The following is a 19,367-nucleotide window of genomic DNA, read 5'->3' as shown; positions in this document are numbered from 1 at the left end:
GTCAGTCGACCTCCGGCTTGAGGATGCGGATGTAGACGGCGGAGAAGACGGCGCCGATCAGGAGCGTCACGACGGCGATCGCGGTGCCGTATCCGACCTGGGCGAACTTGAACGCCTCCTGGAACGCCAGCACGGGGAGCGTCGACGACTGTGTTCCCGGACCGCCCCCGGTCATCACCCAGATGAGCGTGAACACGCCGAGCGTCTGCAACGTCGTCAGCAGCAGATTGGTCGAGATCGACCGCCGGATGACGGGGAGGGTGACGCGGATGAAGCGCTGCCAGGCGCCGGCGCCGTCGATCGTCGCGGCCTCGATCAGCTCGGGCGGCACCTCGGACAGCGCCGCGTTGTAGACCATCATCGAGAAGGCCGTGCCGCGCCAGATGTTCGCCAGGATCACCGCCAGCATCGGGAAGTAGTACAGCCAGCTCGTGCCCTCCAGCCCGAACCAGCCGAGGAAGGTGTTGAGGGTGCCGTCGGTCTGGAAGAAGGCGTAGAGGGCGAAGGCGGCGACGATCTCGGGCAGCACCCACGCCAGCACCACGAGTCCGCCGACGAGCGAACGCAGCGGCTTCACCGAGTTCCGGATGAGGACCGCGAGCAGCATCCCGAGGACGTTCTGGCCGATCACGGCGGACGCCAGCACGAACACCACGGTGAGCCCGAGCGAGAGCCAGAACTCTCCCGAGGCGAACAGGGCCGTGTAGTTGTCGAGTCCGATGAACTGCGGGTTCGCGGCGCGGGGCCCGGTCATGGCGCGGTCGGTCAGTGACCCGTAGAGCGCGTAGACGATCGGTCCGAGCATGAACGCCAGCAGCAGGAGCACCGCGGGCAGGAGCGGGAGAAGTCGTGCGGCGGCACGGCCGGCCGACCGGCCGGACCGGGAGGTGATCTCCCGGCCCGGGCGGTGCCGACCGCCGGTGGTGACGGTGGCGGTGGCGGTCATCGCTGGATCAGCCCGCCTGCGTGTTCTCCTCGCCGACGATGCCGACGAGAGCGGAGTCGTACGCGGCCTGTGCATCCTGCGGGGTCGCCTGACCGGTGAAGATCGACTCCGTCGCGCGCGGGATGTTCGCCGAGATCTGCGAGTAGTCGGGCGTCGCCGGCCGGAAGTGGGTGTACGGCACGAGCGATGAGAAGAACTCGAACGACGGGTTGTAGTCGAGGTACTCCTGGCTGGCGGCGACGTCCTTGCGCACGGCGATCTGTCCGGCCTCCTGGTGGTACATCAGCGCGTTCTCGAACGTCAGCGCCTGGGCGATGAAGTCGAAGGCAGCCTGCGGGTTCTTCGCGTTGGCGCCCATCGCGAGCGTCCAGCCGCCCGACATCGAGGTGAAGCCGTCACCGCCGCCGTCCTGCGTCGGCATCGCGGCGAAGCCCATCGTCTGCTCCCACTCCGGCCAGGCGTTCTCGCCGTCGATCCAGTTGCTCGGCAGCCACGAACCGTCGAGCGCGATGGCGATCCCGCCCTGGGGGAGGAGCTCCGTGCTGACTTTGGTTCCCCAGCCGGCGTCGAGAGCCAGCGCGGGGTCGGGGCCGAGCTTCTCCTCCGCGACCGTCTGATAGAACTCGAGTGCGTCGAGGAACCCCGCCGAGCCGGTGACCCACTTGTTCGTGTCGGTGTCGAGGAGCTCATCCTCGGTGCCGTAGAGCAGCATCTCGAAGCCCTGCATCGACGTCGCCTCGCCCAGGGCCTGCGACGCGTAGATGTTGAACGGGATGACGTCGGGGTTGCTCTCCTTGATGGTGCGCGCAGCCTCGAGCACGTCGTCCCAGCTCTCCGGCGCCCAGTCCTCGGGAAGCCCCGCCGCCGCGAACAGCTGCTTGTTGAAGTAGAGGCCCCGGGTGTCGGTGCCGAGCGAGACGCCGTACGTCTTGCCGTCGTCGCCGAGCCCGGCCTGCTTGGCGCCGTCGTCGTACTGCTCCCACTGGTCCCAGTCGGCGAGATAGTCGTCGATCGGCTGCAGGTATCCGGCGGCGGCATCCGATCGGATCTGGAAGGTGTCCTCGTAGATCACATCGGGCGCCGTCCCCGCCGACCCGTTCATGAGGGCGAGCTTGGTGAAGTACTGGTCCTGCTCCGCCTCGATCGGCACGAGCTCGACCGTCATCCCCTCGTGCGCGGCCTCGTACTCCTCCTTCGTCTTCTTCATGAGCTCGTCCATCGCGGTGAACGACGTCGTCTTCTGATAGGCGACGCGGATCGTGTCGGACGACGCTTCGTCTCCGCCCCCGCCGCCGCTGCCGCAGCTCGTGAGAGCGAGCGAGAACGCTGCGATGCCGACGACGGCCACGGTCGTGATGGGGCTCTTCATGGTCGAAGCTCCTTTGCTTTGACGAGGGGCGCTGGTGCGTGCGCACGTCTTTTATAAAACAAATGGAATAAAAGAACAAGGCTTTGCCTCGACGTTTCCCGGTGGGTTCAGTCCGGGGCGCCCGCAATCATGAGGTCGGTCGGGCGGGCGGTCATCGCGGCATCGAGCACGAGGCACGCGGCGCCCACGGCGGCGGCATCCGTGGCCAGTCCGCTTTCGAGCACGCGGATGCCGCGCACCGTGGCGGTCTCGGTGCTCGCCGCCACGGCGTCGGAGAGGGCGGGCCCGGCCGTCGTCGAGAGGAGCTTCCACAGCGGCCCCCCGACCACGACGACATCCGCGTCGAGGAGGTTGTTGATCTGCACGACGGCGCGGGCGAGGCTCGACCCGGCTCGCCGCACCGCCGACGCGGCGCGCTCGTCGCCGGCGCGCGCCCGGGCGGCGAGCTCGCGGAGGCGTTCCCGGAGCGCGGGTGCGGCCACGGGCACACTGCCGTCGATCACGCCTCCGTCGACGAGCAGCCGTTCGGGGGCGATGGCGGCGCCGAGGCATCCGCGCTGACCGCATCCGCATGCCGGCCCGCCCGGTTCGACGACGAGGTGGGCGACGTCTCCGGCGTTTCCCGTGCGGCCCCGGATCGGTGCGCCGTCGACGGCGAGGCCCGCGCCGACGCCCGCTCCGTAGTAAACGAAGATGGAGTCCTGCAGCTCTTGCGCGGCATCCCGCCAGAGCTCGCCGACCATCGCCGCGACGACATCCTTCTCGACCGTGGTCGGCAGTCCCGTCGCCTCGCGCAGCAACGGCCCGAGGGCGAGGTCGTGCCAGACCGGCGGCAGGAGCGGCGGCTCGAACAGGACCCCCGCGTCCGCGTCGAGGGGGCCAGGAGCGGCGACGCCGATGCCGAGCACGGATGCCCGGGAACGGCCGCCCTCCGCGAGCAGCGACTCGACGGTGCCGACGAGGTCGTCGAGGATCTGCTCGCGGGTCGCGTCGGGTCGCGGGGTGCGCTCGGTCTGAGCGACGACCTTGCCCAGAAGGTCGACCACGACGACCGTCTCGACTGCCGGATCGAGATGGATGCCGACGGCGCACCGGGCCGTCGGGTCGAGCTGGAGCGGGGTCCGGGGCTTGCCGGGGCCGGTGACGATCGGGGTTCCCTCGCGCACCCAGCCCTCGGCGACGAGACGGCGGGCGACGTTGCTGAGCGTCTGGGCGGACAGCCCCGTGCGGGCGGCGAGCTCGATGCGGCTGATGCCGTCGGGGGAGCGCCGGATCAGGTCGAGCACGAGCGTCTGGTTGTACGTGCCGACGGCCGGCAGGTTCGAGCCGCGTCTCATGGTTCCTCCCGTCGAACCATACTGCGCACGCGCATGACGAAGGCCCGCCCGGCGAACCGGACGGGCCTTCGGGGATCGCGGGGGAGCGTCAGTTGTTGCCGCGCAGGATCGCGATGATGCGGAGGATCTCGACGTACAGCCAGACGACCGTCACCATGATGCCGAATGCGCCGACCCAGCCGTACTGACGGGGTGCGCCGTTGCGGACGCCCCGCTGGATGTTGTCGAAGTCGAGCACGAGCGAGTACGCCGCCATGATGACCACGAGCACACCGATGATGAGGCCGAGCGGGATGCCGGCGATCTTCATGCTGTGGAGGCCGAACATCATGCCGCCCGGGATTACCCCGAAGAGCATCAGGCCGACGTTCAGCAGCGAGAAGACGAGGTAGCCGAGCATCGCGATCATGAAGATCTTCGTCGCCTTGGCCGACGCGCGGACCTTGCCGCTGGCGAAGAGGGCAAGGGTCACGCCGACGACCGCGAGGGTCGCGAGGGTCGCCTGCATGACGATGCCCGGGAAGATGAACTCGAGGTAGGCGGAGATACCGCCGACGAAGAGGCCCTCGAACGCGGCATACCCGAAGATCAGGCCGGGCCGGACCTTCTTGCGCGAGGTGAAGGTGACGACCATCGCCAGGACGAAGCCGCCGAGCGCACCGATGATCCAGGGCATCATCGTGGGGGCGGGGTTGTCGCGCGTCACCGGCGAGAGCGTCCAGACCCAACCGACGACCGCCGTGGCCAGCAGGATCGCGAAGAGCCCGAGCGTCTTGACGACGGTGTCTTCGACCGTCATGCGGGAGGTCTCGCGGGCACCGGCGGCGGGTGCCGCGTACATGCCTTCGAGGTGGGCCTGCGTAGCGGCGTTCACGCCGGCGTGCTGCGCCGAGGCGGTCTGCATGCCGGGGGCGGCGGGCGGCGTCAGACCCGGCCGCTGCTCCTTGAACGCGGGATTGTCGAATGCGGGGTTATTGAGGGCCACTGCTCTCACACTCCAAGTCGAGGGTCGACACAGCTGGATGCCGTGTATACCCAGCCTACGGGAACCGGTTCCTCCCGGATATGCGCGGCGCTGTGAGCAGGCCATGAAGCCGATCGCCCTGAGCGAAATCACGCGTCATCGGCCCGTACGCTGGGGTCGTGTCCCGCCCGCTCGTGATCGGCCACCGCGGTGCGCCCGGGTATCGTCCCGAGCACACCCGCTCCTCCTATCACCTCGCGCTCGAGAGCGGGGTCGATGCCGTCGAGCCGGACGTGGTCTTCAGTCGGGACGGGGTCGCCGTGATCCGGCATGAGAACGAGATCGGCTCGACCACCGACGTTGCCGACCATCCCGAGTTCGCTTCGCGCCGCACCACGAAGACCGTCGACGGCGCGTCGCTCACCGGCTGGTTCGCGGAGGACTTCACCTGGGACGAGCTGTCACGGCTGCGCTGCCGCGAGCGGCTCCCGGCGCTGCGGCCCGACAGTGCTCGTCATGACGGCGCGGAGCCGATGCTGCGGCTGCGCGATCTCCTCGACCTCGTGACGGATGCCGCGAAGACCTCCGGGCGGCGGCCCGGCGTCGTGCTCGAGATCAAGCACGCCACCTTCCTGGAGGCCGCCGGCTTCGACGTGTCCGAGCTCATCGCGGCAGAGCTCGACGCGGCTGGCTGGACCGACGGCGACCTGCCGCTGTGGATCGAGTCGTTCGAGCTCACGATCCTCGACCGCCTGGCAGACGCCGGCGTCCGGGGCGCGCGGATCTTCCTCCTCGAGGCCGACGGTGAGCCGTACGACTCGGTCGCGACTGAGGGCGCGGGGGCACGCAGCTACCGGGAGTGGTCGTCGCCCGCGGGGCTCGACGACCTCCGCGGGCGGGTCGCCGGTGTGAGCCTGGACAAGCGGATGATCCTCGACCCCGCGCGGGGCACGGACGGCGGTCGGGTGCTCGTTGCCGCAGCGCACGAGCGCGAGCTGGCCGTCTTCACGTGGACGGCGCGTCCCGAGAACGCCTTCCTCGTCCGGCGGCACCGACGCGGTGGCGGTCGGTCCGCCTGGGGAGACTACGCGGGCGAGTGGGCCGAGCTCGTGGCATCCGGCGTCGACGGCGTCTTCGTCGACCACCCGGATCTCGGCGTCGACGTGTTCGGGCGCTGACTGCCGCCTCTCGATCACGTCTCCGCCGTCCCCTAGGGTGTCGGACATGCTCACCGCCGGGATCACCGTCCGCGATGTCCGTCGATCGTTCGGGCGCGTCGAAGCCGTTCGCGGAGTGGATCTCGACGCTCGCGCGGGAGCGGTGACCGGACTCGTCGGCCCCAACGGCGCCGGTAAGACGACGCTGCTCCTGATGCTCGCGTCGCTTCTGCAGCCGGACGCGGGCAGCATCCGGATCGCCGGCGTCGACCCGGTGACCGATCCCGCCCAAGCCCGCGCGCGGCTCGGATGGATGCCCGACGCGCTGGGCGCGTGGGGCTCGCTCACCGTGCGGGAGACGCTGGAGATGACCGCCCGGCTCTACGACCTCGACAGAGCCGCAGCGGCCCGCCGCGCGCGGGAGCTTCTCGATCAGGTCGGTCTGGTCGATCTCGCCGAGTCGCCCGCCCGTGTGCTCTCGCGCGGGCAGAAGCAGCGCCTCGGTCTCGCCCGAGCTCTCGTGCACGACCCGTCCGTCCTCCTCCTCGACGAGCCTGCCTCGGGCCTCGACCCCCAGGCGCGGGTGGACCTGCGCGGACTCCTGCGCGCGTTCGCCGCTGCAGGGAAGACCGTGCTGATCTCCAGCCACATCCTCTCCGAGCTCGAGGAGGTCGTCGACGACGCGGTGTTCCTGCTCGATGGCGCGACCGTGAGTCCCGACCGGGTCGCGGCGGCGGCTCGCCGCACCCGCACCTGGCGCGTCCGCGTCGCCGATCTCGATGCGCAGGCTGCCGTGCTCCCGATCGCGACGGCCCTCGGACTCGACGTCGCGCGCGTGCCGACAGACCGCCGCGATGTCCTGATCCCGTTCTCGTCCGAGATCGAGGCTGCCGCCGGTCTGCGGGCGCTGCTGAGCGCGGGCATTGCGGTCGCCGAGTTCTCGGCCGCGACCGGGATGCTCGAGCACACCTTCCTCGATCTCGGCACCGGCCGGGATCTCGGCGCCGGCCGGGATCTGGGCACCGAGGGGAAGGAGGCGTCATGAGCGTCGCCCGGCTGTGGACGGTCGCTCGGCTCGAGCTGCTCCAGCGGGTGCGAACGGTGTCGTGGTACGTCCTGCTCGGCATCTTCGCCGTGCTGCTGATCGGTGTCACCGCGCTGTCGTTCCTGGCCTTCGGCGGGGGCATCGCGGAGGGCGAGCAGCGCGGCGCCGGCATCTACTCGACGATCGTCATCATCACGTTGCTGCTCGTCGTCCTCGTCTCGCCCACACTCAGCGGCAACTCCGTCAACGGCGACCGGGATGCCGCGACCCTCGCACCGGTCCAGGTGACGCTCGCGCGAACCTCCGAGATCCTGCTCGGCAAAGTGCTCGCGGCATGGGTCACGGGTCTCGCGTTCGCCGCGGTGGCCGCCCCGTTCCTCGTCATCGCGACCCTGGCCGGGGGAGTGGACCCCGTCGTCGTCGTGGTGTCGCTGGTCGTCCTCGTGATCGAGATCGGCATCATCGCTGCGATCGGCGTCGGGCTGAGCGGCCTCATCGCCCGGCCTCTCTTCTCGGTCGCCGCGACCTACCTCGTCGTCTCTGCGCTCGTCTTCGGAACGCTCATCGCCTTCGGCCTCGGCGCGACGGCGTTCTCGAGCGAGGCGACCGCGACCTACCGGCCGGCGCAGTACAACGCCGACGGGTCGCCGCAGTGCATCGACGGGGCGGACGACTGCTGGAACGATCCCGCTCGCATGGTCTGCGGCGAGCCGGAGACATCGACCTACACCGTGCCGCGGTTCGATCGTGTGTGGTGGGTGCTCGCGGCCAACCCCTTCGTCATCCTCGCCGACGCGACGCCTGCCGAGTACGACCGGTTCGGCTACCCCGTCGACCTGTTCGGTCAGATCGCATCCGGTGTCCGGCAGGCACAGGTCGCACCTGATCTCGAGACGGGGTACGACGAGTGCCGGCCAGCCGCAGACGGCGCCGTGCCGACCGCGGCGGAGATCCGAGAACGAACGGCGCCGAGCTGGTTCGTCGGACTGGCCGGGCAGATCGTGGTCGCGGGTCTGCTCGTGGCGGGAGCGTGGTCGCGGACGAGGACCCCGGCCCGAGCCCTGCCGCCCGGAACGCGGATAGCGTAAGAGTGCCATGGTCACCGAACTCGACATCACCCGCCGCGAGGCGATCGACGCCTATCACGTGATCGGCGAGGCCCCCGCGCCCGACCTGCAGGGGATCGTCCGTCTCGCAGCCACCGTTTGCGGCGTCGACACGGCCGTCATCAACATCATCGACGACCGCTCGCAGCATCAGATCGCCGCGGTCGGTTTCGAACCCGCGGTCTGCTCACGCGAAGACTCGATGTGCGCCGCCGTCATCGCGCGTCCCGGTCGGGTCATCGTGCCCGACGCGCGGCTCGACGAGCGGTTCGCACACAACCCCTTCGTCACCGGTGAGATCGCCCACGTGCGCTTCTACGCATCGAGTCCGCTCGTCACGCCGGCGGGCGTCGCCATCGGCACCCTCTGCGTCTTCAACGACTCCGTGGGCGACCTCGACGAATCGGCTCGCGAGGCGCTCGATCTGCTGGCTCATCAGGTGGTCGACCTGCTCGAGCTGCGCCGGATCAGCCGCGCTTTGAGCGAGTCGAACGATCAGCTCTCGCGTTTCGCGGGGCAGATCAGTCACGACCTCCGCAATCCGCTGACGGCCCTCACCGGCTTCCTCGAGCTCGCGATCGACAGCCCCGACATGGACAACGCGCCCGAGGCGGCGCGCGTGCTCGCCCGTGCGGAGTCGGCGGCCGACCGCATGAACGCCATGATCTCCGACATCCTCGCCTACGCCCGCATCGGCGGTGCGAGCCCCCAACGGGCGCGCGTCGATCTCGGTGCCGTGATGCACGCCGTCGTCGAGGATCTCGACGCGTCCATCTCGGCCTCCGGCGCCGACATCCGTCAGGACATCGAGGTCGAGCCCGCCGGTGATCCCACGCTCCTGCGCGCGGTGCTCCAGAATGTCGTGGCGAACGCGGTGAAGTTCACCGCGGCTGCGGGAAAGGTCCCGCAGGTGCGTGTCGAGGCGCACACGGTGCACGGCGGCTGGCGCATCACCGTCGACGACAACGGTCCCGGGGTGCCCCCGGCGGACCGCGAACGCGTCTTCGCGCTGATGGAGCGGGGGGACTCCGAGGCCGAGGGCCTCGGCATCGGCCTGTCTACCTGTCGACGGGTGATCCAGGCGCACGGTGGGCGCATCGGTCTCGACGACTCACCGCTCGGCGGCACCCGCGTCTGGATCCTCCTGCCGGACCCCGCGGCGACCGCCGCCTGAGTCGCGCGCCTCAGCGGCGCAGCGTGTGCGAGGGGTGCTCGCCGTACATCGCGGCGTAGAGCTGCGCGAAGCGTCCCGTGTGCGCGAACCCCCAGCGCAGAGCGACATCCCGCACGGTCGTCGACCCGGGAGGCGCAGCGCGGAGCTCGCGGTGGGCGCCCTCGATGCGCAGGCGGCGAAGGTAGGTGCTCGGCGGGATCTCGAACGCCTTGTGGAAGGCGCTCTGGAGTGCGCGGACCGATGTTCCGGAGGCCACCGCGATGTCGCTGATGCTGATGGGGTTGCTGACGTTCTCCTCCATGAACGCCACAGCGCGGCGCACGGCTCGCGCGGTCGGGCGTCGGCGTTCCCCCTCTTCGGGGTCGATGACGGGGAACGCCGTCACGAGCGATGCGACTGCCTGGTGCATGAGCTGAGTGCGCATGAGAGGCGAGGCGGCGACCTTCTCGTCGGCCAGCATGGTCGCCTCGAGAAAGCGCAGGGTCTCGGCGACGAGCCGTGGATTCTCAGCCCGGCGGTTCAGTCCGGAGAACTGCAGATGGTGAGGGTCGTCGCCGATCATGCCGCGCAGCACGTGGTCGAGCGTCTCCGTGGTGACGCTGAACGTGCGCAGGTGCAGCTGACCGAACTCGGCGGTGAACTCGGTGTCCGGCGGCACGATGAAGGGGGTCCGGCCGTCGCCGGACTCGCCTCCGACCTGCCACCGGTGGCTGCCATGCGCCGCGTGCGCCACGATGAGACGCGGAAAAGCTCGCGTCGTGGTGCGCATCGTCCCCGTGAACCGCACAGCGGCGGCGGCTGCGGCCGGGTGGGCGAGCGCCGCCATCTCGTATCGGAATGGCGCGGACCCGTCGACCGCGAGCGCCACCGGCGTCTCGTACAGCGAGCTGACCGATTCCTGTGCCCGACCGGGGTCGTCGGTCTGCAACCCCCGCCGAACGGGCTCGCTATTCAACAACGAGCTTGTCGGATGCGGACTCTGCCGGTTCGGGGACGACGTAAAGTCCGCTGGGGGAGTTGGCCGTGTACATCAGCGCCTCGAGCCAGGCACGGTTGATCGCGGGGGTCCGGCTGCCGTGGAACGTGAAGACGAGAGAGGCTCCGGCGTGCATCCAGACGGTCGTCCGCCCCTTGCCGACGCTGACGTCGTCCTTCCAAGTGAAGAAGAACGCCTCACCGCGACGAAGCTTCGCACCGATGGTCATCTGGAGGTGTGCGAGCGTGCGGTCCTCGATCTCGACGCGATTGTTGCCGTCGTAAACAAACCTGCCCAATATTCCTCCTCGCGCGCCATTCGGCGCGATCATCAGCTTCCGCGATCGGGTCACGACGCCGCGCGGAAGAGTCCGTTCCGCGCGCGCTCTGTCCGCGACGCGCACAGCCGTGCTGTGCCACCGCAGATTTCAGGCAGTTGTCAGGGAGCGGGAGGGGGTTGACTTTTACGGACGATTACGTAACACGTTAATCACCGGGGATGGCGGCGAGTGTGACGTCCACCCCGGAGGTGATGAGCAGATCGGTGGTCTGCGCCACGCCTTCGCCATCGTTCACGGTCAGCCAGCCGTGACCGAGCGCGAGTGCCGCCGCGATCTCGGCGCGGACGTCTTCGATGTCGCGACCGCCGATGCTGTACGGGCGACCGCCATAGAACACATCGACTCTCTTCGACACGCTTTCGCCCTTCGCTCCACCGGCGTCGAGTCCGCCGTGTCAGGCGAGACTACCGATCAGCTGAGGAATCACAAGGGGATGCGGCAGGACCGCGCTGATCACTATTGTCAGGTCGAGCACGGGAAGGAAGTGCGATGGGCAGATTCATCTACGAGAACCAGATCCGCGCAGATTTCGAGGATCGGACGCTCGCGCACCTCCAGGCCGTGATCACGACGAAGCTCCGCCGGGGCGAAGCCTTCACGCTCACCTGGAAGGACGACGTGAGCATCGGCGACGGCCGCACGACGGTATGGCTGCACCCGGGCTGCGGCCTCGTCTTCAAGTACTACGGCAGCCGGACGCCGTCGCTGAATCGCGCATGGCTCGAGGCGCTGACGTACACGGCGAACTCGCCGACGGGCCTGTACGTCGTTCCCGAGCCGCCGGAATCGCCCCGTAACGGCGCATTCCTCGACGGCGCGGAGTAGCGGGGCGCCGAGCGTCCCGCCTGTGCGACCGCCGTGCATCGCCGGTGAGACCGGGGCATATACCGCTCCGGCGATCCAGCGCTCCGTAGTGTGAGCCACAGCCGTCGGCATCCGCCTTCTGCTCCCGACCTTCCCGGTCACGAACGAGTCAGCAGGTGCTCTCATCGCTTCATCCGTCGTCGAGTCGCGTCTCGGCCCCATCCGCACCACTTACGCCGGAACCGCCGATTTCCCGCCGATGGCCAAGGCCTTCACCGATGTCTCCCGCGTCGTTCGGGAATCGGGTCTGCTGCGGCGCACGCCCTGGTTCTACGGCCTCGTCGGCCTCGCCCTGATCCTCGCGATCGGCGGCTGCGTGACCGGATTCGTCCTGCTCGGCGACAGCTGGTTCCAGCTGCTCATCGCGGCAGCCCTCGGCATCGTCTTCACCCAGGTGGCTTTCCTCGCACACGAGGCCGACCACCGGCAGGTTCTCGCCTCCGGCCCCGCGAACGACCGCCTGGCCCGCTTCCTCGCCGTCGGCGTCGTCGGCATGAGCCTGTCGTGGTGGACGTCCAAGCACGCCCGGCACCACTCGAACCCGAACAAGGTGGGCAAGGATCCCGACATCGAGATCGACACGATCTCGTTCATCGAAGAGGACGCGGCCACTGCGCGCGGCATCCGCCGATTCATCACGCAGCGCCAGGGCTGGTTCTTCTTCCCGCTGCTGCTGCTCGAAGGCCTGAACCTCCACGCGCTGTCGATGCGCCACCTCTTCAGCCGAGGCCCGGTGAAGAAGCGTGCGGTCGAGATCACGCTGATCATCGCGCGGTTCGCGGTCTTCGTCGCTCCGATCTTCATCTTCCTGCCGATCGGTATGGCCTTCGCCTTCTTCGGCGTGCAGGTCGCCGTCTTCGGGCTGTACATGGGCGCCTCCTTCGCGCCGAACCACAAGGGCATGGCGATCATCGCGCCCGACGCGAAGCTCGACTTCTTCAGCAAGCAGGTGCGCACCTCGCGCAACATCGGCGGCGGTTGGTGGGCGACGTGGCTGATGGGCGGCCTCAACTACCAGATCGAGCACCACCTCTTCCCGAACATGCCGCGGCCGGCACTCGCCCGCGCTCGCGAGATCGTGAAGGACCAGTGCGACGCCCTGAACGTGCCGTACACCGAGACCACACTCTGGCGCTCCTACGCCATCGTCATCGACTACCTCAACCGCGTCGGACTCGCCGCCCGCGACCCGTTCGACTGTCCCATGCGCGCGGAGTTCCGTCGCGCCTGAGGCGCAGCATCCCTCGACGTCGGCCACGGCTCATACTGAGTCCGTGGCCGAAGTCGATTCCGAACGCTGGCTCGTCATCGACGGGAGACGCTGGCGGCGCACCGACCCCTCGCTGTCCGATGATCTCGTCGCTGCGCTGAAGTCCCACCTCGGACGCGGCCGATCGGCGGTGAAAGCCGCGAAGCGCCGCGGAGACGACGAGGCGGTCGCCGCAGCACGCGAGCGCGTGGGCCTGGCCAAGCATGGCCTGGGAGAGCGCGGACCGTACTGGTGGGACGAGCCCGAGGGCGATCGCCTCGCGCGGGCGCGGGACGCGCTGCAGCGGCCCGATGCGCTCGATGAGGGCTGAGACCCGAATGGACGCGACGGCGGGAGTCGAACCCGCAACGCGATCGGTTATGAGCCGATGCCCGGGACCACCCGGATCGCCGCGATGCCTTCACGCTACGTGGGCGTCCGCCGGGTCGCCAGGGGTGTGAAGGCCGGAGACGCCGTGCTACGTCGTGTGACGCTCCGGCGTCTCGGTGACGTGGTCCGTGCTGGGCGCGGCAGCGTGGCGGGGCGCCAGCGAGCGCTGAGCGTGCCTGAGCATGCCGACGATTCCCGTGACGAGGACCGCGGCGCCCACGGTCAACAGGCCCGTGGCGACGAGCGTCGGAATCGAGATCGCCGCCACCCACTCGAGCAGTCCGCCGTAGGCGTCGGGTGACCGGGTGAGCACGACGCCCGCGACGGCGAGCGTCGCGAAGGCGAGACCCCACACGATGCCGGCCCACCGCACGCGGGGACGAGGAGGAGGCGAGGGGAACGCTGTGTCTTCGGTGGAGGTCAGGTCGGTCATCGGTTGGTCTCCTTCGGGTCGAGGATGCGGATCTCGATGTAGCCGCTCTCCTGGTCGAGGGTGAGCGACTGACGCGTCGTCGTCTCCCCTCGAGAGGGGATCGTCGTGTCGACCGCGGTCCGGTTCGCGCTGAGATCTCGCGCGTCGGGGCCGTCAGTGAGTACGGTCCATTCGTCGCCCTCCGAGAGGATGAGTGACGCTTCGTCGCCGACAGATGCGTGCAGCGTCACTTCGACACCGGGTGCGACCGTCACGTAGGTCGAGCCTGACCCCTTCTCGATGGTCAGCGGCGCCGCATCGGACGCGTCGACGAGCGCGACGCGGAGTTCGCCGAACGTCTGCCGATAGGTCTCCGTCCGGGCCTCGGATGAGACGTTCGAGATCCCGTAGACGCCGATGTGCAGTTCCTCGACGACGGAGACAGCGACCGCGACGCCCCCGCCCATGAGCAGGCATGCGGTTGCGAAGGCGAGGAAGCCGCTGCGGCGGCGGATGGCTCCGGCGACGATCATGGCGAGAGCCGTGACGGCGGCCGCGGCGAACAGCCCGAGCGCCGTCTGCAAATCACCCGACGCACTGAGCGCGGCGATCGTGCCCGTGACGACGGCAGCACCGGCGGTCACCGCGACGAACGCGACGCTGGTGCGCGGCCGTTCCGACCGCCGGATGCGCCGGCGTTCTGCCGCCTCGCGCGCGAAAGCGGCCGCCGACGCGCGACGCTCTTCCCGCGCGGCGGAGCGAGCCGCGCGATCGGCGTCATCCTGTTCCCGTCGCCACGCTCGATCGCGCTCTTTCCAAGCCGCGTGCTGAGCGCGCCAGGCCGTCAGGTCGGTCGGGTCGGCGTCGTTGTTCAGAGGCGCGGGCGGGGTGGGCGCAGGCTCGCGCTCCGCTCCCCCCGCGCCGGCATCCCCGACAGAGCGGTCGGCGGATGCAGCCGGCGCCGTCTCGGACGCTGCGGAAGCCCGACGCGCTGCTCGGACCAGCAGCGCGATCACGCCGGCCGCCACCACCACCCCGCCCATGAGAGCGAGTGCCCCGAGGACAGCCGTGACCGCTGCAGCGCTCGAATTCGTCGCGAGGCCGGCGAGAGTGATCAGGAGACCGAGGATCTGCACGACCCCGATGATCGCGACGGCGAGGATCGCACCCTGGGCGTACGAGAACCGGCCGCGCTCGAGGTCGGCGGCGTGCGACCGCCCCGAGGCGTCGGGCAGGATCGCCCAGGCGGTGGCGTAGGCGACGATGGCGGGGAGACCGATCACGGTCGCGACGACGGCGAGCCCGCGCACGATGACCGGGTCGACACCCCAGCGCGCGGCCACTCCCGCACACACGCCGCCGATCCACCCGTCTCGGCGGGCGGCGCCGAGGGCGTCGACCCAGCGGAAGAACCGGCCCTCCGTCGGTGACGCGGGATCGGGTCGCGGTGGGGCGGCGAGAGGCGGTGCGGAAGTCATGATCCGATCCTCCGCGGTGCGCGGCAGCGGACGATATGGGGGATCGCCCTGAGGCTTCCCTGATCCTACGCCGGCGCTGGTGTGCCGCCGCGGCCGGAGTGATTGGATGTGGCCATGTCCTCCGCTCTCGCGACTCCCGCCGCGCACCCGGGACCTCCGCCTCCGCGACCGGTCATCGGCCCGGGCACGCGACCGCCGCTCGATCGCGCTCGCGACAGCGTGGTCTCGGGCGTCAGCGCGGGGCTCGCCCAGCACCTCGGCGTCGGGGTGGGCAGCATCCGTGCGCTGTTCGTCGTCCTGACGCTCGTCGCGGGAGCCGGTCCGCTCCTGTACCTCTGGTTCTGGGCCCTCGTGCCCCGCCGACCCGGGCCTGCGGCGCCGACCCGGCAGGCGCCGGTCGCCTGGATCCTCGCCGCAGCCGCGACCGCCGCGCTGCCGATCCTGTTCGCGGTCCTCGCCATCGAGGCCCGTGATGCCTGGATGTCGCGATCCTTCTCGCCCACTCTTCTGGCGGTCGTCGCGTTCGTGACCGTCCTCGCGACGACCGCGGGGTGTTGGGCCGAGCTCGTCGATCGCCGAGACATCGATCGCGGGGGCCGGCATACCGTCACCGTTCGGACGGTCGCGGCCGGCATCCTGATCGTGGTGCTCCTCGCGATGCTGCCGCGCGTCGACTCCGACGGTCTCGTGGCGCTTCCTGACCTGGCCCTTCCCGTCGCGGGGGTGCTCGCGCTCGGCGGGGCATTCCTCGCCGGTCGGTGGCGCGACCTGTCGGGGGAACGCGTCCGGCGCATCCGCGAGGAGCAGCGAAGCGCGATGGCAGCGCATCTGCACGATTCGGTGCTGCAGACTCTCGCGCTCATCCAGAACACGGCGGGCGCCTCGAGCGAGGCCGCGCGCATCGCTCGGGCACAGGAGCGCGAGCTTCGCGCCTGGCTCTTCGACGGCGAGGCGCACCCCGACAGCGACCTCGTCAGCGACCTGCGCGACTACGCCGCCGCGCTCGAGCTCGATTATCCGGTGCGGATCGACGTGGTCTCCGCCGGGCTGTCGGCCGAGCAGGCCAGCGGTGAACTGGCGGCGGCGGCGCGCGAGGCGATGCTCAACGCCGCCCGGCACGCCGGCGGCGACGTCTCGGTCTACATCGAAGGTGGAGCCCACGGGGTCGACGTCTATGTGCGCGACCGAGGGCCCGGGTTCGACGTGACCGCGATCCCGGATGACCGGCTGGGCGTCCGGGAGTCGGTCATCGGCCGGATGCGGCGCGCCGGGGGATCGGCATCGGTCCGCACGGCGGCCTCGGGCGGCACCGAGGTCCACCTCCATGTCGGCGGCCCCGGGGACGCACGTGGCTGACGCGCTGCGCGTCGTCATCGTCGACGACCACTCCATCTTCCGGTCGGGGCTCCGGGCTGATCTGGGCACGGGGATCGCCGTCGTCGGGGAGGCCGCGGACGTCGAATCCGCCGTCGAGGTCATCGCGCGAACGGAGCCCGACGTCGTGCTGCTGGACGTGCACCTGCCCGGCGGAGCGGGCGAGGACCGTGCCGGGGGAGCGGAGGTGATCGCCCGGGCCGCCCCGACACCGGCGCGGTTCCTCGCGCTGAGCGTCTCGGATGCCGCCGACGACGTGGTGCGGGTCATCCGCGCCGGCGCACGCGGATACATCACCAAGGGCTCATCGGGCGACGAGGTGAGCCGCGCCGTCGCTGCGGTGGCGGGCGGCGACGCCGTCTTCTCGCCGCGCCTCGCGGGATTCGTCCTCGACGCGTTCGGGGCCGTGGCCGGTGAGACGGCGACGGCGGTGGAGGAGCTCGACCGACTGTCTTCGCGCGAGCAGGAGGTCATGCGGCTCATCGCCCGCGGCTACGCATACAAGGAGGTCGCGGCCGACCTGTTCATCTCCGTGAAGACGGTCGAGACGCACGTCTCGGCGGTGCTGCGCAAACTGCAGCTGTCGTCGCGGCACGAGCTGACCGCCTGGGCGACGGCCCGACGCCTGCTCTGAGTCACCGGGCGGGTGTCGGTGGCCGAACGTAGAATCGAGTGGTCATGCCAGAGCCCATCAAGCCCGTCATCGTCGGGTCCGCCGCATCCGTGCGCCCCGGCGCCTCCTCGGGCGAGCGTCCCGACGCCGACCTCCTCGAGGGACTCAACCCGCCCCAGCGCGAGGCGGTGACCTATCGCGGTCCGGCGCTGCTGATCGTCGCGGGCGCCGGCTCGGGCAAGACCCGGGTGCTCACACATCGCATCGCGTCGCTGCTCCGAGGCCGCGAGGCGTGGCCGAGCCAGATCCTCGCCATCACCTTCACCAACAAGGCCGCCGGCGAGATGCGCGAGCGCGTGCAGCAGCTGATCGGCGACAGCGCACAGGGCATGTGGATCTCGACGTTCCACTCGGCGTGCGTGCGGATCCTCCGGCGCGAGGCGCAGCAGTTCGGCTTCACCAAGAACTTCACGATCTACGACTCGGGCGATTCGCGCGCGCTCATCAAGCGTCTCGTGAAAGAGCACGAGGCCGACGCCTTCGGACTCACGCCGGCGGCTGTCCAGAGCCGCATCTCGAAGCTCAAGAACGAGCTCGCCGACGCCGACTCGTACGCGCGCCAGGCGAACATGTCCGATCCCGCCGAGCGCGTCTTCGTCGAGCTCTTCGGCGCCTACCAGTCCGCCCTGCAGCGGGCCAACGCCTTCGACTTCGACGACCTCATCGCCCAGACGGTCTACCTGTTCCGGGCGTTCCCGCATGTGGCCGATGTGTACCGCAAGCGGTTCCGGCACATCCTCGTCGACGAGTACCAGGACACCAACCACGCCCAGTACGCGCTGATCCACGAGCTCACGCGCCCCGTCCAGGGGCAGGGCGGCGACGCGTTCTCGTCGGGCGGCATGATGATCTTCGAGCCCGAGTCGGCCCCTGAGGTCGAGGCTGCGTCGCTGACCGTCGTCGGCGACTCCGACCAGTCCATCTACGCGTTCCGCGGCGCCGACATCCGCAACATCACCGAGTTCGAGCGCGACTATCCCGGCGCGAAGGTCGTGCTGCTCGAACAGAACTACCGCTCGACGCAGAACATCCTCTCTGCCGCGAACGCCGTCATCTCCCATAACTTCGACCGGAAAGACAAGAAGCTCTGGACGGATGTCGGCGCGGGCGACGCGATCGTCGGCTTCACCGGCTACTCGCAGCACGACGAGGCGCAGTTCGTCGCCGACGAGATCGAAGCGCTGCACCGCTCGTCGGTGCCTTACTCGCAGATGGCGGTCTTCTATCGCACGAACTCGCAGTCGCGAGCGCTGGAGGAGATCTTCATCCGCGCGGCGATCCCGTACAAGATCATGGGCGGCACGAAGTTCTACGACCGTGCCGAGATCAAGGATGCGCTGGCCTACGTCGTCGCGGTGGCGAACCCCGCCGACGAGCTCGCGGTGCGCCGCATCCTGAACCGCCCGCGCCGCGGCATCGGCGACGTCACCGAGACGTCCATCGCCCGGTACGCGGCCGACCACCAGATCACCTTCCGCGATGCGCTCGCCAACGCCTCGGCGCTCGGCGTGGGTCCGAAGATCCAGGCCGCGATCGCGCAGCTCGATGCCGTTCTCGCCGAGGCATCGGAGATCATGCTGCCGAGCTCGGGCGAGATCGCCCCGCCGACGTCCGTGACCGAGGGCCTGACGGTGCTGCTGAACAAGTCGGGGTACATGGACGCCCTCCGGGCGAGCCGCGACCCGCAAGACGAAGCGCGCCTCGAGAACCTCGACGAGCTCATCGCGGTGACTCGCGAGTTCGCCCGTAACAACCCCGAGGGAACCATCCTCGACTTCCTCACCGAGGTCGCCCTCGTCGCCGATGCCGACGACCTCGACGACGCATCCGGCACGGTGTCGCTCATGACCATGCACACGGCGAAGGGTCTCGAGTACGACGCCGTGTTCGTCACGGGCGTGGAAGAGGACCTCATCCCGCACCGCATCTCGGCGAACGAGCCCGGCGGCCCGCAGGAAGAGCGGCGGCTCTTCTACGTCGCGCTCACCCGTGCCCGCAAGCGCCTGCATCTCTCGCTCGCCATGACGCGTGCGCAGTTCGGCGAGGTGTCCGCCGCGATGCCGAGCCGGTTCCTGCAGGAGATCCCGCACGACCTGATCGACTGGCGGCAGTCGCCCGGTGACGTCAACTCGCGCGGGGGCATGCAGTCACGAGCCCTCAATGGTCGGCGTTCCGGCGGATCCGGCGGCGGCTTTGGCGGATCGGGCAAGCGATACGGCGACGACCTCGTGCCGCTTCCGCGCAAGGAGAAGAGCGGCGATATCGCGAAGTTCGCCAACCGCATCCCGGCCAAGGTCCGTGACAACGGCGACCTCGAGCTCGGCCCCGGCGACCGCATCAGGCACGACGACTTCGGCGAGGGTCGGGTCGACGCGGTCACGGGCGAGGGGGCGAAGCGCGTCGCGCACGTCCGCTTCGATTCGGCCGGCCCGAAGAAGCTGCTCATCAAGATCGCACCGATCGTCAAGCTGTGACGCAACCCCCCGCGCGGCGCGGGGGCGCGGGTTAGGCTC

The 19,367-nt window shown here is 69.8% G+C and carries 19 protein-coding genes and 1 tRNA gene; 10 read left to right on the top strand and 10 right to left on the bottom strand.

The features are described from left to right. Position 1 precedes the first annotated feature (1 nt). From VC184_RS12935 to VC184_RS12920, 4 genes are all read right to left on the bottom strand, one after another. Positions 2-946 carry a carbohydrate ABC transporter permease gene (locus tag VC184_RS12935; RefSeq protein ID WP_112617506.1) on the bottom strand — a complete coding sequence of 315 codons (945 nt, stop codon included), beginning with the start codon at positions 944-946 and terminating at the stop codon, positions 2-4. A gap of 7 nt (positions 947-953) precedes the next feature. After that, positions 954-2,315, bottom strand: a complete 1,362-nt coding sequence (locus VC184_RS12930; RefSeq protein WP_323986493.1) for an extracellular solute-binding protein — start codon at positions 2,313-2,315, stop codon at positions 954-956. A gap of 107 nt (positions 2,316-2,422) precedes the next feature. Then, positions 2,423-3,652 (bottom strand): ROK family transcriptional regulator, encoded by a 1,230-nt coding sequence (locus VC184_RS12925; protein ID WP_323986492.1) that lies wholly within the window; start codon positions 3,650-3,652, stop codon positions 2,423-2,425. Between the two features lie 88 nt (positions 3,653-3,740). Continuing rightward, positions 3,741-4,637 (bottom strand): Bax inhibitor-1/YccA family protein, encoded by an 897-nt coding sequence (locus VC184_RS12920; protein ID WP_282502596.1) that lies wholly within the window; start codon positions 4,635-4,637, stop codon positions 3,741-3,743. Between the two features lie 158 nt (positions 4,638-4,795). Between VC184_RS12920 and VC184_RS12915 the strand changes: the two genes are divergently transcribed. From VC184_RS12915 to VC184_RS12900, 4 genes are read left to right on the top strand one after another with little or no spacing between them, the layout of a single operon-like run. Further along, entirely contained in the window at positions 4,796-5,794 is a 999-nt protein-coding gene (locus VC184_RS12915; protein ID WP_323986491.1) for a glycerophosphodiester phosphodiesterase family protein, read from the top strand. 46 nt (positions 5,795-5,840) lie between these two features. Continuing rightward, on the top strand, positions 5,841-6,818 hold the full coding sequence (locus tag VC184_RS12910) for an ABC transporter ATP-binding protein (RefSeq protein ID WP_323986490.1): 978 nt from the start codon (positions 5,841-5,843) through the stop codon (positions 6,816-6,818). Beyond that, positions 6,815-7,906, top strand: coding sequence for an ABC transporter permease (locus VC184_RS12905; RefSeq protein WP_112617501.1), 1,092 nt, complete (start codon positions 6,815-6,817; stop codon positions 7,904-7,906). The genes VC184_RS12910 and VC184_RS12905 overlap by 4 nt, the downstream gene beginning before the upstream one ends. A 7-nt stretch (positions 7,907-7,913) precedes the next feature. Beyond that, positions 7,914-9,098 (top strand): sensor histidine kinase, encoded by a 1,185-nt coding sequence (locus VC184_RS12900; RefSeq protein WP_274178996.1) that lies wholly within the window; start codon positions 7,914-7,916, stop codon positions 9,096-9,098. 10 nt (positions 9,099-9,108) lie between these two features. Here the strand turns inward: VC184_RS12900 and VC184_RS12895 are convergent, their stop codons facing one another. The 3 genes from VC184_RS12895 to VC184_RS12885 form a co-directional block, all read right to left on the bottom strand. Continuing rightward, entirely contained in the window at positions 9,109-10,026 is a 918-nt protein-coding gene (locus VC184_RS12895; protein ID WP_274178995.1) for a helix-turn-helix domain-containing protein, read from the bottom strand. A gap of 19 nt (positions 10,027-10,045) precedes the next feature. Further along, positions 10,046-10,372: a DUF7882 family protein gene (locus tag VC184_RS12890; RefSeq protein ID WP_112617498.1), complete on the bottom strand. Its 327-nt coding sequence runs from the start codon at positions 10,370-10,372 to the stop codon at positions 10,046-10,048. Between the two features lie 187 nt (positions 10,373-10,559). Beyond that, on the bottom strand, positions 10,560-10,769 hold the full coding sequence (locus VC184_RS12885) for a hypothetical protein (protein ID WP_274178994.1): 210 nt from the start codon (positions 10,767-10,769) through the stop codon (positions 10,560-10,562). Between the two features lie 134 nt (positions 10,770-10,903). On the opposite strand from VC184_RS12885, the gene VC184_RS12880 reads away from it, so the two are divergent. The 3 genes from VC184_RS12880 to VC184_RS12870 all read left to right on the top strand — a co-directional run bounded on the left by VC184_RS12880 (position 10,904) and on the right by VC184_RS12870 (position 12,858). After that, positions 10,904-11,239: a DUF7882 family protein gene (locus VC184_RS12880; RefSeq protein ID WP_269267985.1), complete on the top strand. Its 336-nt coding sequence runs from the start codon at positions 10,904-10,906 to the stop codon at positions 11,237-11,239. A gap of 163 nt (positions 11,240-11,402) precedes the next feature. Further along, a complete protein-coding gene (locus VC184_RS12875; RefSeq protein ID WP_269268047.1) occupies positions 11,403-12,509 on the top strand; it encodes a fatty acid desaturase family protein in 1,107 nt (368 codons plus the stop codon). 43 nt (positions 12,510-12,552) lie between these two features. Then, positions 12,553-12,858 (top strand): biopolymer transporter Tol, encoded by a 306-nt coding sequence (locus VC184_RS12870; RefSeq protein ID WP_323986489.1) that lies wholly within the window; start codon positions 12,553-12,555, stop codon positions 12,856-12,858. A gap of 8 nt (positions 12,859-12,866) precedes the next feature. Here VC184_RS12870 and VC184_RS12865 read toward each other — a convergent pair. The 3 genes from VC184_RS12865 to VC184_RS12855 form a co-directional block, all read right to left on the bottom strand. Beyond that, a tRNA-Met gene (locus VC184_RS12865) sits at positions 12,867-12,942 on the bottom strand. 63 nt (positions 12,943-13,005) lie between these two features. Continuing rightward, positions 13,006-13,350 (bottom strand): hypothetical protein, encoded by a 345-nt coding sequence (locus tag VC184_RS12860; protein WP_323986488.1) that lies wholly within the window; start codon positions 13,348-13,350, stop codon positions 13,006-13,008. Further along, positions 13,347-14,807 (bottom strand): PspC domain-containing protein, encoded by a 1,461-nt coding sequence (locus VC184_RS12855; protein ID WP_323986487.1) that lies wholly within the window; start codon positions 14,805-14,807, stop codon positions 13,347-13,349. Before VC184_RS12855 ends, VC184_RS12860 begins: the two co-directional genes overlap by 4 nt. Positions 14,808-14,921: 114 nt before the next feature. Here VC184_RS12855 and VC184_RS12850 point away from each other — a divergent pair, with 114 nt between their 5' ends. Genes VC184_RS12850 through VC184_RS12840 form a run of 3 tightly spaced genes read left to right on the top strand, consistent with a single transcriptional unit; the run spans position 14,922 to position 19,328 of the window. Beyond that, entirely contained in the window at positions 14,922-16,163 is a 1,242-nt protein-coding gene (locus VC184_RS12850; RefSeq protein ID WP_323986486.1) for an ATP-binding protein, read from the top strand. Further along, positions 16,132-16,815 (top strand): LuxR C-terminal-related transcriptional regulator, encoded by a 684-nt coding sequence (locus VC184_RS12845; RefSeq protein WP_274178989.1) that lies wholly within the window; start codon positions 16,132-16,134, stop codon positions 16,813-16,815. The genes VC184_RS12850 and VC184_RS12845 overlap by 32 nt, the downstream gene beginning before the upstream one ends. Positions 16,816-16,859: 44 nt before the next feature. Continuing rightward, a complete protein-coding gene (locus VC184_RS12840) occupies positions 16,860-19,328 on the top strand; it encodes an ATP-dependent helicase (protein WP_274178988.1) in 2,469 nt (822 codons plus the stop codon). The last annotated feature ends 39 nt before the right edge of the window (positions 19,329-19,367 follow it).

The organism is Microbacterium plantarum (assembly GCF_035231185.1).
Taxonomy (GTDB): domain Bacteria; phylum Actinomycetota; class Actinomycetes; order Actinomycetales; family Microbacteriaceae; genus Microbacterium; species Microbacterium plantarum.
Note: the sequence above shows the minus strand (reverse complement) of the source record. Positions and strands in the feature narration are given on the sequence as shown.